This is a genomic window from Blautia sp. NSJ-140, from assembly GCF_022868965.1.
Lineage (GTDB): Bacteria > Bacillota > Clostridia > Lachnospirales > Lachnospiraceae > Blautia_A.
Window position 1 is genome coordinate 58,795 of record NZ_JALIFS010000013.1, and the last position, 15,256, is coordinate 74,050.

The 15,256-nt window shown below is 47.3% G+C and carries 10 protein-coding genes; 2 read left to right on the plus strand and 8 right to left on the minus strand.

Annotated elements, in window-relative coordinates; genetic code table 11:
• Positions 1–3: 3 nt before the first annotated feature.
• Genes MUB50_RS14130 through MUB50_RS14140 form a run of 3 tightly spaced genes read right to left on the minus strand, consistent with a single transcriptional unit; the run spans position 4 to position 2,014 of the window.
• The gene (locus tag MUB50_RS14130) at positions 4–921 is read right to left on the minus strand and encodes a DUF4097 family beta strand repeat-containing protein (RefSeq protein ID WP_244791462.1); all 918 of its coding nucleotides are present in this window, start codon (positions 919–921) and stop codon (positions 4–6) included.
• A complete protein-coding gene (locus MUB50_RS14135; protein ID WP_244791460.1) occupies positions 918–1,694 on the minus strand; it encodes a DUF1700 domain-containing protein in 777 nt (258 codons plus the stop codon). Before MUB50_RS14135 ends, MUB50_RS14130 begins: the two co-directional genes overlap by 4 nt.
• A gap of 2 nt (positions 1,695–1,696) precedes the next feature.
• Positions 1,697–2,014: a PadR family transcriptional regulator gene (locus MUB50_RS14140; RefSeq protein WP_015527209.1), complete on the minus strand. Its 318-nt coding sequence runs from the start codon at positions 2,012–2,014 to the stop codon at positions 1,697–1,699.
• Between the two features lie 255 nt (positions 2,015–2,269).
• Here MUB50_RS14140 and MUB50_RS14145 point away from each other — a divergent pair, with 255 nt between their 5' ends.
• Complete coding sequence (locus tag MUB50_RS14145) at positions 2,270–3,730, plus strand: RsmF rRNA methyltransferase first C-terminal domain-containing protein (protein ID WP_244791458.1); 1,461 nt, start codon at positions 2,270–2,272, stop codon at positions 3,728–3,730.
• A 52-nt stretch (positions 3,731–3,782) separates the two neighbouring features.
• Here the strand turns inward: MUB50_RS14145 and addA are convergent, their stop codons facing one another.
• Positions 3,783–7,505, minus strand: a complete 3,723-nt coding sequence (addA, locus tag MUB50_RS14150; protein WP_244791455.1) for a helicase-exonuclease AddAB subunit AddA — start codon at positions 7,503–7,505, stop codon at positions 3,783–3,785.
• Positions 7,486–10,872 carry a helicase-exonuclease AddAB subunit AddB gene (gene addB / locus MUB50_RS14155; protein WP_330637550.1) on the minus strand — a complete coding sequence of 1,129 codons (3,387 nt, stop codon included), beginning with the start codon at positions 10,870–10,872 and terminating at the stop codon, positions 7,486–7,488. The genes addA and addB overlap by 20 nt, the downstream gene beginning before the upstream one ends.
• Before the next feature lie 203 nt (positions 10,873–11,075).
• On the opposite strand from addB, the gene MUB50_RS14160 reads away from it, so the two are divergent.
• Positions 11,076–11,513, plus strand: a complete 438-nt coding sequence (locus MUB50_RS14160; protein WP_138276424.1) for an FMN-binding protein — start codon at positions 11,076–11,078, stop codon at positions 11,511–11,513.
• 23 nt (positions 11,514–11,536) lie between these two features.
• On the opposite strand, the gene MUB50_RS14165 is transcribed toward MUB50_RS14160, so the two are convergent.
• Genes MUB50_RS14165 through MUB50_RS14175 form a run of 3 tightly spaced genes read right to left on the minus strand, consistent with a single transcriptional unit; the run spans position 11,537 to position 15,179 of the window.
• Positions 11,537–13,486, minus strand: coding sequence for an NAD(+) synthase (locus MUB50_RS14165; protein WP_118514270.1), 1,950 nt, complete (start codon positions 13,484–13,486; stop codon positions 11,537–11,539).
• 19 nt (positions 13,487–13,505) lie between these two features.
• Positions 13,506–14,387 (minus strand): Hsp33 family molecular chaperone HslO, encoded by an 882-nt coding sequence (gene hslO / locus MUB50_RS14170; RefSeq protein ID WP_015527218.1) that lies wholly within the window; start codon positions 14,385–14,387, stop codon positions 13,506–13,508.
• 18 nt (positions 14,388–14,405) lie between these two features.
• On the minus strand, positions 14,406–15,179 hold the full coding sequence (locus MUB50_RS14175; protein WP_244791453.1) for a class I SAM-dependent DNA methyltransferase: 774 nt from the start codon (positions 15,177–15,179) through the stop codon (positions 14,406–14,408).
• Positions 15,180–15,256 lie beyond the last annotated feature (77 nt).

Consider the following 15,256-nt stretch of genomic DNA (forward strand, 5'->3'; position numbering starts at 1 on the left):
CCTTTAATCTTCTTCAAATTCAACCTGAACGTTTCCCATTCCGCAATCCAGTTTTATATTTTTCGCAGCACCTTCATTTGTGATCTGTTTATTTCCGGAAGTGATGGATGTTTCCAGAGAATCATCCACCTCCAGATTTCCAAGACCACATTTCAGCTCATAATTATAATCAGCTGCTTTTCCTGTAAGTGTAAGCTCCATATTTCCCATGCCACAGCTGCCATTTAATTTTTCCACCTGAATTTCACTGATGTCGGCAGTTCCCACTCCGACTGTAAAGTCTGCTTCCTTTATATCCAGGCTGCCGGAATTTTCAATGGTTCCGGCTCCCACATTTACTTCCATCTGCTCCGCTTTAAAATCACCATCCAGTTCGATGGTTCCGGCTCCCATCTGAAGCTTTATCTTCTGAAAGCTTAAGTTTTCCGGGCAAAAAATTTCCACGGAACGGTTTCTCACTTTTTGATCACTTGCAATTCTCAGACTGCCGTTGTCATTGCTGATCTGAACGCGATTGTGATCCTTCCCTGAAACTTTCACCTGGACTTTATCCTCATTCCATGTTTTCAAAACCAGTTCTTCATATCTCAGATCACAGGAAAGGTCTGACACAGCCGAAGCCTCATATACTTTCGTATATGCGGAACTGTCTGCACTATCTGCCAGAATGCCTTTCTCAGTTACCGTTCTCTCTGCATCTGCCTGAAAATCATCCTCCTGCTCATCCATATCTTCTTCGGAGTCTTCCACTTCCCAGCTGTCTTCATGATCCAGAATACGAAGCACCTGCGTGATTCCATGATCCAGCACACTCACATCTCCCATAGTCGCTCCCATGGCAGCTCCGCCGGCAGTAAGTCCCAGGCCTGCCACACCGAATACTACTGCAAGGATCAGGATTACCTTCAGAAAACGTTTCATACTTTTCCCGCCTTTCTTCCATTCAGGAGATTGCTGCAGAATCCCGTAAATTTCCGCAGGATCGCCGGCAGTATCTTACCTGTAAACCACACCGTCAGTAACAGTAGCAAAAGTCCAAGTGACATCATCAGGCATCCGATACCGATAGTCAGGATCCCGGCCGGCGGAAGAGACACCGCCATGGCAATTCCAACAACAATACACGCAGCTGCACCGATCACAAGGATGATCGATCCCGCTCCTGCAAAAAATGTCAGCAGGAAAGGCAACAATGCCAGTGTCACCAAAATCCCCAGTACTCCGCCAAATAATCCTTTTATCAGAGGAGCCGCAAAAACAAGAACGATAAGCGCAAGAATGATCCCTGCCTTATTCTGCTTTTTCTCTGCGTGATAGCCGCGCTGGGCACGTCTTTTCCTGCGGTCTTCAAAATTTTCTTTGCTTCCCGTATCACGATGGGACCCTCCCTGTCCATTTCCGTATACGGTTACTTCTGTATAATGGTCCGGCATTTCCCCGTTCTCTTTCACACGGGTATCCTGATATCCGTTCTCTGTGTATTCCCCGTAGTCTTCACTGTTCTCCTGAAGATCTGCCTTAATGATCGCAGCAACCTTCCCCGGATTTCCCAGTTCCCGGATCACTTCTCCTTCATTCTCAGGACCTGCATCATCAAAATATCCTTCATAATATTCCAGTGCTTCCTGTCTCTCTGCCTCTGAAATATCGGAAAGCAGCCGTTCAAGCTGTTCCATAAACTGCTTTCTGTTCATGATCAAACTCCCTCCTCAAACATCCTGGTGATCTTAGATGAATAGATCTCCCATTCACTTCTGTAAAGATTCAGCTGCGCTGCGCCCTTATCTGTCAGCTTATAATATTTCCGGTTTCTTCCTGCATATTCCATATTGTAGGCTTCCAGACATTCATCCTTCTGAAGCCTGCGAAGGACCGGATACAGCGTAGATTCTGAAACCTCCAGAACACTTCGCACATCCTGGGTGATCTTGTACCCGTAGGTACCGTCCTTCTCTCTGGAAATAACAGCCAGGACGATCGCATCCAGCAGGGCTGCTCCTGTATTAAATACCATCTGCTCACCTCTCTATGACCTGTAAAACAGACATTCACATTCCGTCTTACTACATGCTGATGAACGCGATCACTTCACGATCCAACGCTCACATGATAAGTCATGTAATATTGTTCTGTGAATAATACTATATATCGTATAATATAGTTTTGTCAATAGTATTTAGAAAAATCCCTCTATACTTTATAATATTTTCGGAAACCACTCTTTTCACACATTATCCGAGAGAGTCAAGTTTATATTATGGAGGAAATTATGACAGATTCAGATAAAATACAGACATTACCGCTTCCTTTTCTGGAGCGTATGAAAGAAATGCTGGGAGATGATTATGATGCTTTCCTGAAAAGCTACAAAAATCCCCGCACTTACGGTCTACGTGTAAACACCGCCAAGCTCTCCTGCCAGGACTTTCAGACGCTTTCCCCTTTCCCCATCCGGCCGATCCCGTGGATCAATACAGGATACTTCTACGAGGAGGAAAGCCGCCCTGCACGATGTCCTTACTACCAGGCAGGTCTTTATTATCTTCAGGAACCAAGTGCCATGACACCAGCTTCCAGGCTTCCCATCGAACCTGGAGATTTTGTCCTGGATCTCTGTGCAGCTCCCGGAGGAAAAGCCACTGCCCTGGGTGCAGCCTTAAATGACACCGGATTTCTCCTTGCCAACGATATCAGTACTTCCAGAGCCAGAGCCCTTCTCAGGAATCTGGAGCTTTTTGGTATGAAAAATATGCTCGTCACCGACGAAAAGCCCGCCAACCTTGCCCAGCGTTTTCCCGCTTTCTTCAATAAAATCCTTCTGGACGCTCCATGCTCCGGGGAAGGCATGTTCCGAAAAGAGGAAGCTCTTGCCCGCGACTGGACACCGGAAAAATCCGCAGAGCTTTCTGATATCCAGAAAGACCTGGTCTTAAAAGCTGCCGATATGCTCCGTCCGGGCGGAATGCTGCTTTATTCCACCTGCACTTTTTCCCCATGTGAAGACGAAAAAGTGGTAGCCTATCTTCTCAGACAACGCCCGGATATGGAACTTATGGAAATGCCAGGATATGAAGGCTTCTCCGGCGGCCGACCGGAATATGCTGGCACAGCAGACACTTCCGATTCCGAAATTGCATTAAACTTAAATACATTTAATCCGGAAGAACTGCAAAAATGCGTCCGAATCTTTCCACACAAAATGGATGGTGAAGGCCATTTTCTCGCCCTGTTCCGCAAAAAAGGCGACTCTCTTCCACCTGTTTTCCGCTTTTCCGCAAAAGGACCGGACAAAAACACCCGGAAATGGCTGGAGGAATTTTTCTCTGAAATTGGCCTGAAAACCATCGGCGGTCAGGAATTTGACTGGAACCGAGTGGAGGTCCGCAAAGATAAAGTATACTATCAGCTGCCCTTCCCGCTGGATCTCCGCGGAATCTCCTTTCTTCGAAACGGCCTCTATCTGGGTGATCTGAAGAAAAACCGTTTTGAGCCGTCTCAGCCTCTGGCGCTGGCTCTTCATAAAGGAGATGTGGAAGCAGTTATCTCCCTGCCGGTTTCCGACGAGCGGCTTACCCGTTATCTGAAAGGCGAAACTCTTATGATCGAGCCGGAAGAGGCCGCACACAAAAAAGGCTGGCATATTCTCTGCGTGGACGGTTATCCTCTCGGCTTCGGAAAGCTTGTAAACGGGATCCTGAAAAACAAATATCCTGCAGGCTGGAGAGTATAACCTCTCCGCCGCAGGATATCTGCCCACATTAACATGTCTTTTCATTTTCAGATCAGAGACTGAACGCTTCTCCAAGAGTAAACGAATAAATATACCGTTCCTTCACCTTCCGGCCTGTCATCCGTTCCAATGCCTGGGCGTAATCCTCCAGCTGTACATAATAACGGTCGATCAGCTTCTTTTCTTCTCCACGTCTCACAAAGTCCGTTTTATAGTCCACCAGAACGATTTCTTCATCCTCTATAAAATACGCATCAATGATTCCCTGTACCAGAACATTTTCCTCACACTGCCACTGCGGATCAAGCTCCGAAGCTTTTCTTGCGATCACAAAAGGCTGCTCCCGGAACAGAAGTCTCTTCTCTGAAGCTGCTTTCATCCGCTGTCCGAGAGGTGTTTCCACAAAATTCCAGATATCTTTTACCCGGACCGACTCAGCCTCTTTTCTTTCCATCTTCCTGGCGTCAACCCATTCTCTCAGCTGTCTGCGGATCTCATCCCTGTTTGCTGTCTTCTGATAGTCCAAGCATTCCATTACACGATGATAAGCGGTTCCACGAAGTGCCCCTGTATATCCTTCCTCTTTCTTCTCCTCGATAAATCGGGGAACCAGCGGCTGGATCTCTTCTTCCGTCTCATAATCCACCGTTTCTTCCAGATCCTGCTCACTGTGGTAGCTTCGCTTTTTCAGTTCTGATACACTGACCTTCACAGGAAGGTCTTCCAGATATTGATATGGATATACAAAAGAAAAACGTCTCTGGATCTCCTCCCGGATCTCACTGTCAAAAACTCTGCCCGGATTCCAGTTCTCCAGCGTTTCCTTCTTCATTTCCCGCTCCGCCTGTTCCATAACCTCACTTTCTGTCAGTTCCCGTGCTGTAACCCTTGTAACTATGAATTCTGCCGGATCTTTGTACAGAGGATTTGCGGTATTCATAAAGATGCCATATTCATGAAATAATGGTGCCATGCAGCGATGTCTTACCAGTGCCGGAAGTACATAATCCCAGTAAGTCTTCCCGCAAAGCCTTCTTCCCAGAGAAAGCAATGGTTCCTCACTGTCCCTTAATGCGGACAATTCCTCCAATTCCGGACGCAAGGCTCCAATAGTTCCGCTGAGGATCAGTTTTTCCTTTGCACGTGTAAGCGCTACATAAAGTACCCTCAGCTCCTCTCCGAGGCTTTCCATCAGGAGCGTTCTCCGTATGATCTGCTTGCACAGGGATGGAGCGATGATCCTCTTCTCCGGCAGGATCGCATCCGCACCGATCCCCAGCTCCGGATGGATCAGGATACTTGCGTTCATATCCCGGAAATTAAAGCGTTTTCCCATTCCTGCTGCAAACACTACCGGAAACTCCAGTCCCTTACTCTTGTGGATCGTCATGATCTGCACCGCACTTTCCCCGGTTCCGGAAAGATTTACCTCCCCGTAATCCACCTGATACTGCTGAAGCTTCTGGATATATCTTACAAAATTAAAAAGGCCTCGATAGCTTGTCTTCTCATATTCCATTGCTTTTTCCACAAGCATGTTCAGGTTTGCATTCCTCTGTTCACCATTTGGCATTGCCTTTGCATGGTCTCCATATCCGGTGCGTGCAAGCACCTCCAGGATCAGCTGATGGACCGGCGTGTAAGCCGCCTTATCACGAAGTGCATTCATAGTGTCCATAAAACAGGACAGCTTCTCCCCGAGGATTTTTTTGTTTTCCTCAAAGCTCCCATGCTCTCTGTAATCCTCCACAAACCTGCACACACATTCATAGATCATTCCTTCCGGATATGCGATCCGAAGCTCAGCCAGCTCTTCTGTGGTACATCCAACGATCGGTGAACGCAGTACGCCGGTCATGGGAATATCCTGCAGCGGATTATCCAGGATCCGGAGATAATTCAGCAGTGTCACAACCTCTGTTGCAGAAAAATATCCGGTTCTGGATGCCGTATATACCGGTATCCCTCTTGCACTCAATACCTCCCCAAAGGTTTCTGCCCAGCCTGAAGCAGACCGGAGCAGAATCACGATATCTCCATATTGAAGAGGTCGATACTCTCCCGTTTCCTTATCCAGCACCCGTTCATGCCCTACCATAGATCGGATCCTTCCTGCAATGGCAAGGGCCTCCAGCTCTCTCTCATTCTCCGTTACTTCTTCATCCTTCTCTTCCAGCAGCGGACTGTATTTATCCACAAGAAGGATCTCTGTTTTTACGAATTCCTGATCCTGGCCTTCCGGAAAAGAAGCTCCGGGATACAGAGCTGCCGCCTCGTCGTAGGCAATTCCTCCCAGATCTTCCCCCATGATCTGCCGGAAAATAAAGTTGACACTTTCAAGAACTTCCGGTCTGCTTCGGAAATTTTTATGCAGGTCGATCCGCTGTTCCTGACTGTCTTCCAGCGAATAGCTCTTATATTTTTCCATGAACAGTTCCGGACGGGCCAGACGAAAACGGTAGATGCTCTGCTTTACATCTCCTACCATAAAGATATTTTTACGTTCATTGACCCAGCCGGAAACTGTCTGCATCAGGATCTCCTGGACCAGATTACTGTCCTGATACTCATCCAGCAGAACCTCATCATATTTTTCAGAAAGCTCTCTTGCCGCTTGGCTGGGCACATAGTTTTCTCCTTCCTTTTTCAGAAGGATATCCAGGGCAAAATGTTCCATATCCGAAAAATCCAGAACATTTTTTTCACGCTTCTTTGCCTGGAAACGCTCTGCAAAATCCTTTGTCAGCTTCACCATCATCTCCAGCGGTGGTGCAGATGCTTCTGTCAGTTCCGTCAGCTCATCCAGATTTCCGTAAAAATATCGGATTCCCAGTTCCTTCAAATTGTCTTTTGCATCTTCGCGAAGAGCTTTTACCAGATTTTTCAGCTGCTCCGATACCCCCTCCATTTTTTTTGAGGAAAGTCTTGCAAATTTCAGATCCCGGAGATTCTGCGCCATCTCATCATAGTCCTTTTTAACGGACAGTTGCTTCAACTGCAGGATCAGCATCATATCTTTTTCCAGAGCCTCCAGATAAAGCTCCGGTCCATCCTGAAGCTGACAGGTCTTCATTGCGGTTTCTGTAAGCTCTTCCGCTTCTTTCAGTGCACAGTCTGCTGCCTCCCACAGATATCGGAACCATCGCGTCCCCTCAAGACCTTTTTCCGGATCCAGATGATAATTCTCCACACAGCTGTCCAGCCATTTTTCGGGCCATGGATTACTCATCGCAGCATTATAAAGCTCCAGCACATGTTCTTTCAGTCCTTCATCCGTTTTTCCTGGCGCATAGCATTCCACAAATGCAGTAAAATCTGCCTTTCTTTCTGCATAATGATCCTCAAAAAGCTCCTTCAGCACATCTTCCTGCAAAAGCTTCAGTTCACCCTCATCTGCGGTCCGGTAACCCGGATCCAGTCCGATCAGATGAAAATAATTTCGGATCACATAGGCGCAAAAGCCGTCAATGGTAGTGATCTGTGCTGTATGGATCAGCGTCATCTGTCTCTGCAGATGCTCATTATCCGGATTTTCAGCCAGTGCCTGATCCAGTCCACGTTCGATACGTTCCCTCATCTCTCCCGCTGCCGCCCTTGTAAATGTCATGATCAGAAGACGGTCAATGTCCACCGGTTTCAAAGGGTCCATGATCTTACTTAAGATCCTCTGCACCAGCACTGCAGTTTTACCGGAACCGGCTGCTGCGCTGACCAGAATATTCCGGTCCCGGAGCGTGATGACCTTTTTCTGCTCTTCAGTCCATTTCACTGCCATTCTCTTCCTCTCCCTTCATGATCTTTTTCCACAGTGCATCTTCTCCGATGGACGACATTCTGTGAAACTCATATCCCGGTATCTTCCTGTCAAAGCCGCACACAGTAAGATACGGACAGTATGTGCAGGCATTCTTTTTTTCAAGTTCATAGGGTTCCACTGCCGCATTTCCATCCAGGATCGATTCCCGGATGTCACAGATCTTTCTCCGCACATACGCTCCCAGCGCATCAAACTGCTTCCTGGATGCAACAGAAGATCTTTTGCTGAAGCTTCCGTCCCGGTTCAGGGACACCGGTATGGAGGCCATAGTGCTGTCGATTTTGGTGCTCATATTATCATCTGCCTGTACAAGCCCGTTCATTTTCATTTTCTTCAGCATCTGCTCATTGATGCTTTCCATATCCGCATGGATTTTCTCCTGTATCATAGGATCCTTCACATTGTAATAAAACACACCTGCCGGAACGATCTCGCGATCCGGATACTTTCTTTTTTCTACCTGTAACGCACCATCCAGATAGACCATCAACTGAAGCTGAAGGCCATGATACAACGCCAGCAGATCAAACGAAGTATTTCCTGTTTTATAATCGATCACCTTCACATAGACCCGATTGTTCTCCGGTTCTTCCATGATATCCACGCGGTCGATCCTTCCGCCCTGAAACCTCACCTCAAAACCTTCCGGCCGGAATGCTCCATGCTTCAGCTGTTCCTGCAAAGCCCACACTGTACGCCGCAAAATACGTCTGGTCCGTTCGAGCATATATTCATTTCTCGCACTGCTTTTAAGAACTGTATTTCCGTAATCTGCTGAAACCTGATCCAGACAACTGTCTATGATACGGTTTCGCTCTTCCTCCGTAAGCTCTGCCCAGTCCAGTCCCTCTTTGCGGACTTCCACCGCAAATTTTTCCAGTGCCATATGCATGACATTTCCCATATCCATAGCCCGGAACTCATACTCTGCACGTTCTGTAACCTTCAGGCCATACTGCAGAAAATGTGCAAATGCACAGGCCGCAAAACGCTCCAGCCGGGTAGCGCTGTACGGAGAAATTTCTCCATAGAGGATCTTTGCCACTGTTTTTCCGATCTTGTCTGACGGTCGTTCTGAAAAAGATGCCTCTGTAAGTTTTTTTACAAGGATCCTGTATTCCGGGCTCTGAAGATACCAGCTGTACAGCTCCTGGAAGACCGCATTATCCTGGTAAGCTTCTCCTGCAAGCCCTCTCAGGAAATAATCCAGGCTGATTCCCGGAAGCTCCAGTAATTCCATAGGTTCCTGCATATCTCCGCACTGCCGGATCTCCATTTTCGGAAACATCTCCCGGATATTACTGACAAGAAAGGCCGGACTCAGGGCTTTTCCCTGGCTGTCAGACTGACAGAAGGACAGACAGAGCAGCTCTCTTGGCTTGGTCATGTTCAGATACAGATAAAACCGCTGCATGTTCATCAGTTCCTTTGGCCCCGGTGCAAGCTGGATTCCCTGATCTTTAAAAAATTCTCTGTCAATCTCCGTGAGCATTCCTCCGCCGGATGTATTCTTCGGAATATTCCCTTCATTTACTCCCACAAAAAACAGTGCACGGATATCCTTCAGCCTGGTTCTCTCCATATCTCCCACAAGTACCTGGTCCATACTTGGCGGGATCAGAGCCACCTTGGCCTGGTTTAATCCTGTTTCCAGAAGCTGTCGGAAATCCTGACGGTTCACGGTTTCCTCGCCCAGGATCTCCACCATATTATCCAGAAGTTCCATAACAATTCCGTATATCTGGGCATATTCCTTTTCCATGGCCTTGTCGCCCTGTTCCTTGAATTTCAGTTCCTGATGCTTTAGTTTCTGCTGCACCTGGCTCCGCACTGCAAACTCGTAGAGAAAAGTACAATATTCCCGGACCGTCTTTTTCCCGCCTTTAAAGCTTAGCGCAAGCTCTCTGGTCTCATCTGCGAACCGCTTCCGGATCTCATTAAGCCTCTGAATGCTTTCCGGCGGCATTCCCCGGTAAATACGCACCCACACTTCATCCCATCTCTTAAATCCACGGATACCAAGAGCCAGCACATAATTCTCCAGAAGGTCTGCTTCCTCCCTGGTCACACAGGACATTCCGCAGCGGAGATACCGGAATACACTTTCATAGGAAAAATCCTGCACTGCCATCTCAAGTGCTGCCCGGAAATATTCTACAAACGGATTCATCAGGACCGTATGCTTCTCATCAATGAAATACGGGATTCCTGCTGCTGTAAATACCTGCTTTGCAAGATTGCCATACTCCTCCAGATTACCTGTGATCACGGCGATCTCACCGTAACGGCAGCCCTTTTCCCTTACAAGTCTGGCGATCCGGCGGGCAGCTTCTTCCATTTCCTTCTGCGGGTTCACTGCCGAAAACATGCAGATCTCATCCTGCGCTTTTTTGTATATATTTTTTCGGTAACGGAAAATATTTTTTTCAAGGAAATGGAGGGCAGGTGCCTGGGAAAAGCGGGATTTTCCCACATCCTTCAAAAGAACCGGCGTCTCGATCTCCCTGGTCAGCTCCGAAAGCCCGTGGATCATCTGACGGCTCATATAAAAAAGCTGATAAGGTTTTCCTCTCATGCTCAGATTCTCATCCGCATCCATAGTCACCGTTACCATCACCTTTTCACAGACAGCAAGAAGTTCTCCCACAACACGCATCTGAATAGGAGTAAAACCGGTGTAACCATCCAGAAGAAGTACACTGTTTTTCATTTTTTCAGAAAACGGAAGAGCTTTTTCCAGCGCATCCATTACTTCTTCTCCCGTCATATAATGATCCTTCAGATATCCGGTAAATGCCTGGTAAAGAACAGCTACGTCTTTCAGCTTCATCTGAAGTAACGCTCTGTCACCGGAATCCTCGATCATCTCCTGAATCTCACTGTCCCGGATATCGTACTGCATAAACTCCGACAGGATAGACTTCACTTCATCCAGGTATCCTGCTTTACGCATCTGACCTCCCAGATAGGAAAGCTCCTTTCCATGCTGCTGTACCATCTTCTGCAGCACCATACTCTTACCGGTTTCTTCCAGAAGGGTGCGGCTGTCTCCTCCAACTTCCTCCAGAACACGGTATGCAAGACGCTCAAAGCTCAGGATATCAATATTCAGGATTCCTTTGCCCGGACTCATCTCCACCAGTGTCTTCTGGGTCTGCATGGTAAACTGCTCCGGCACGATCACATAAAAAAGCTTCTCAGGATGCAGCCCCGCCTGTTCTATTATATTCTGATAAGCATAACAGGATTTTCCGCTTCCGGAACTTCCTATGATAAACTGTAATGACATCTTCATCCTCCCGATCACTTGCAGATTTTCAGTCATTCCGGCGCCCTCCTGCGCCTGAAGTATTCCTATCATACCACAAATTCTGCTCCTATAGAACGGTAGTTCTCCATATTCTGAAATATCTGCCTGCTCTTTTCCTTATTTTTCCGGACACGGTATCGGATGGTCTGCGCACAGCTGTGGCATAAATCCTCCATCCCGATAATAAACTATACAAAAAGCTTTGGGAGGCGTGCGCCATGAGTTCCAAAACCAGGATCATCGTTCTACATATGAAAGAGATCATTTACACAGCTGTCTTTCTGGCTCTGGCTGTTGTTCTGGCTGTCGTTCTTTTCTTCATGTTCGGTCCCGGAAAAAATGCCAGTCATACAGCCGGCGAAAAATCCCGCTACAAGCCGGGCGTCTATACCTCTTCCATCACTCTGAATGATAATACCTTCGATGTGGAAGTTACTGTAAATGCTGACAGGATCAAGGCCATCCGTCTGGTGAATTTAAATGAAACGACAAAAGCTTCCTATCCTCTTATGGAACCGGTTCTGGATTCTTTGGCAAGTCAGATCTATTCCAGTCAGTCCCTGGAAGACATTCAGTATGCAGGAGACCGGAAATATACCTCCCAGGTGCTCCTTTCAGCTATCACGGACGCAGTAAAAAAAGCGGAGAACACTTAAGCTCTCCGCTCTGCGATCTACGTTCAGATTTCAATCTTCTCCAGCACATCCTGCCAGATCCTTGCACTTGCATCACTTGGCATTCTGAGATCTCCTCTTGGAGAAAGTGCCACACTACCTACCTTCGGGCCATCCGGCAGACAGGAACGCTTGAACTGCTGGGCAAAAAATCTCCGATAGAAGGTTTTCAGCCATTTCAGGATCGTCTCTTTATCATAAATCCCGTCAAAGGTCAGGCAGGCAAGCCTGTAGATCTTATCCGGTGTAAATCCTGCACGCAGCATGTAATACAGATAAAAATCATGAAGCTCATAAGGTCCTACCAGATCCTCAGTTTTCTGGGCGATCTTGCCATCCTTAGGAGGAAGAAGCTCCGGGCTTACCGGAGTATCCAGGATATCCAGAAGAACCTCCTTAAGTTCCTCATCTCCGCAGGTATCCGCATAATAACGTACCAGATGACGTACCAGTGTCTTCGGAACAGAAGCATTCACACCATACATGGACATGTGATCGCCATTATAGGTTGCCCAGCCAAGAGCCAGCTCGGAAAGGTCTCCTGTTCCCACAAGAACGCCGCCTTCCTTATTTGCCGTATCCATCAGGATCTGGGTACGCTCACGTGCCTGGCTGTTCTCATACGTCACATCGTGGATCTCCGGATCATGTCCAATATCCCGGAAATGGATATTTACCGCCTCTTTGATGTTTACCTCGGTAAGCCTTGCACCAAGGCAGCGGCTTAACTTGCAGGCATTCTGATAGGTTCTGTCTGTGGTTCCAAAGCATGGCATGGTCACACAGTGGATCTGTTCTCTAGGCATTCCCATCCTGTCAAAGGCACGTGCCATTACAAGAAGCGCCAGGGTAGAATCCAGTCCTCCGGAAAGTCCTACCACCGCACTCCTGCTGTGAATATGCTCCATACGTTTCTTAAGTCCCATAGCCTGGATGTTCAGGATCTCCTCGCAGCGCTCATCACGCTCTTCCTTCACAGACGGAACGAAGGGATACTGTGGATATTTTCTGGTAAGTCTTGTTTCCTCCTCTGCTACGGAAAAATCAACTCTTGTATGACTGCAGGTAGAAACTGCCGGATACGTGGACATTCTTCTTCTCTCATCAGCCAGTCTCTGCACATCGATCTCACTGTAAATGATGCTGTTCTCAAAGCGTCTGCTTTCCGCAAGCATGGAACCGTTCTCTGCGATCATATTCTGTCCGCCAAACACGAGATCCTGGGTAGACTCCCCTTCCCCTGCACTGGCATAAATATATCCGCAGATCAGTCGTGCTGACTGCCCGCTTACCAGAGTTCTCCGGTAGGAATCCTTACCTACCATCTCATCACTGGCAGAGAGATTAACGATGATATGCGCACCGTTGATGGCATGACGGATACTTGGCGGCGCAGGGACCCAGAGATCCTCACAAAGCTCTGCTGCAACGGTAAATTCCGGAAATTCCTTACATTCAAAGATCAGCTCTGTTCCAAAAGGAATTTCATCCCAGAACTCATCCTCCTCATTTTTCTCGCACTTCAGGAAGTCCACAAATTCCACATCTTCTTCCTCTGCACCTGCAAACTGTCTCTGCTCATAAAACTCATTATAATTCGGAATATGAGTCTTCGGCACAAATCCCACGATACGTCCATGATTCAGAGCTGCTGCCACATTATAGAGCTTGCCTCTGTGACGCAGCGGGAGTCCCACAAAGATCAGGGCGTCCGTCTCCCTTGTCTCCTCCGCAATATGCAGAAGCTCATCCCACGCACTGTCCAGAAGACATCTCTGGAGAAAAAGATCGTGACAGGTATATCCTGTGATACAAAATTCCGGAAATACCATCAGCTTGACATGCTCCTTTTCCATTTCATGAATGGCCTTAAGGATTTCCTCTCCGTTTGCCTTGCAGTCTGCAACGGTAACTCTCGGCGTTGCCGCTGCCACCTTGATAAAACCATGCTTCATTTTTTCTTCCTCCCGAGTTTTATCGCTTGCACTCTCTTATGATTCTCTTAAGATCTTCCACGGTAAAATTATAATTCTTATTGCAGAAATGACAGTTCATCTCAATGTCCTTGCCTTCCTGGATCATCTCGTTAAGTTCTTTTCTTCCGATGCTGATCAGCGCTTTTTCCACACGCTCTCTGCAGCAGTTGCAATGGAACTGTGTGGGCAGTGTATCATTGATCTCTATGTCAAAGCCTTCCAGTACTTTTTCAAGAAGACTTTCCGGTGTATGTCCCTGCTCCAGAAGATTGGTAACAGAATCGATCTTTGATACGTTTTCCTCAAGCTTTGCGATCACTTCTTCCTCTGCAAAAGGCATCAGCTGTACAATAAAGCCTCCCGCCTGACGGACTGTATTATCCTTATTCATCAGCACACCCAGTCCTACCGCAGACGGAACCTGCTCGCTGGTTGCAAAATAATAGGTGAGATCTTCTGCGATCTCGCTGGTCTGAAGAGCAACCTGTCCCACATATGGCTCTTTCAGTCCCATATCCTTGATCACATCCATAAAGCCTACGCCGACAGCTCCCGCAACATCCAGCTTGCCTTTACTGTTTGCCGGGATACATACATCCGGATTTCCCACATAACCCTTTACATTTCCGTGAGAATCTGCAGTTACTGTGATTCCCTGCAGTGGTCCGCCTGCATGGATCCGAAGTGTAAGGAGATCCTTTTCTCCTTTCATCATAGCTCCCATCATAGCACCGCCGGTAAGGAGACGTCCCAGTGCTGCTGTTGCCACCGGACTGGTGTTATGATTCTTTCTCGCTGTCTCCACCATATCGGTTGTAACAGCCGCAAATGCACGGATCTGGCTGTTTGCCGCTGTTGCTCTTACAATATAATCACTCATATAAAAAAATTTCCTCCTTTATTTCTCTTCTGACGGAATTTCCTTTCCATGTTCTCTGGCCACAAAAGTCAGTCTTCCGCTGTCCGGCTTCGGCACATCCTTGGTGTATGCGTCATAAACCGCCAACGGGATCAGGCCTGCCTTTTCAAGAAGTTCCCTTACTTTCTCCGGATCATAGGCCTTCTGGTAATGAATTTCCTCGTCTCTCTCATAAAGACCATCTTCTCTCAGAAGAAACAGAGTCAGATCATACACATTGATCCCGGTCTCCTCATCAAATTCATTTTCCCAGATAAAGCTTCCCTCTTCCCGATTCTCTGCAATAGTCGTATTTCCAAGCATTTCCCGGTATTTATACGGGGTGTTCATATCAAATATGAAAATTCCATCCGGATCAAGATAATTGTTCACCAGTTTAAATACAGTAAGCAGATCATCCTCCTCTGTGATGTAATTCATACAGTCACAGACGCTGACGACAGCACGTACCGTTCCATAAAGTTCAAACTCCCGCATATCCTGTTCCAGATAAAGGATCTCATGACCGGATTCTGCACGTTTTTCCATGGCTTCGCCAAGCATTTCCTCAGAATTATCCACACCAATCATATCATAACCGGACTCAGCCAGAAGCTCTGTCATCACTCCGGTCCCACAGCCAAGTTCCAGCACGATCCCGTCTTCAATTCCGTATTCTTTAAGACTTTCTATAAGATATTCCGCCCATTTTTCATATTCCACATTATCCATGAAAATGTCATAAACTCTGGCAAAATCACTGTATGCTTCCATAAAAACCTCCAAATATTTTTCGGACGTTCCATCGCCCGCAGCGTTCACATTATACCATGTCTTCCTGTATAAGTATA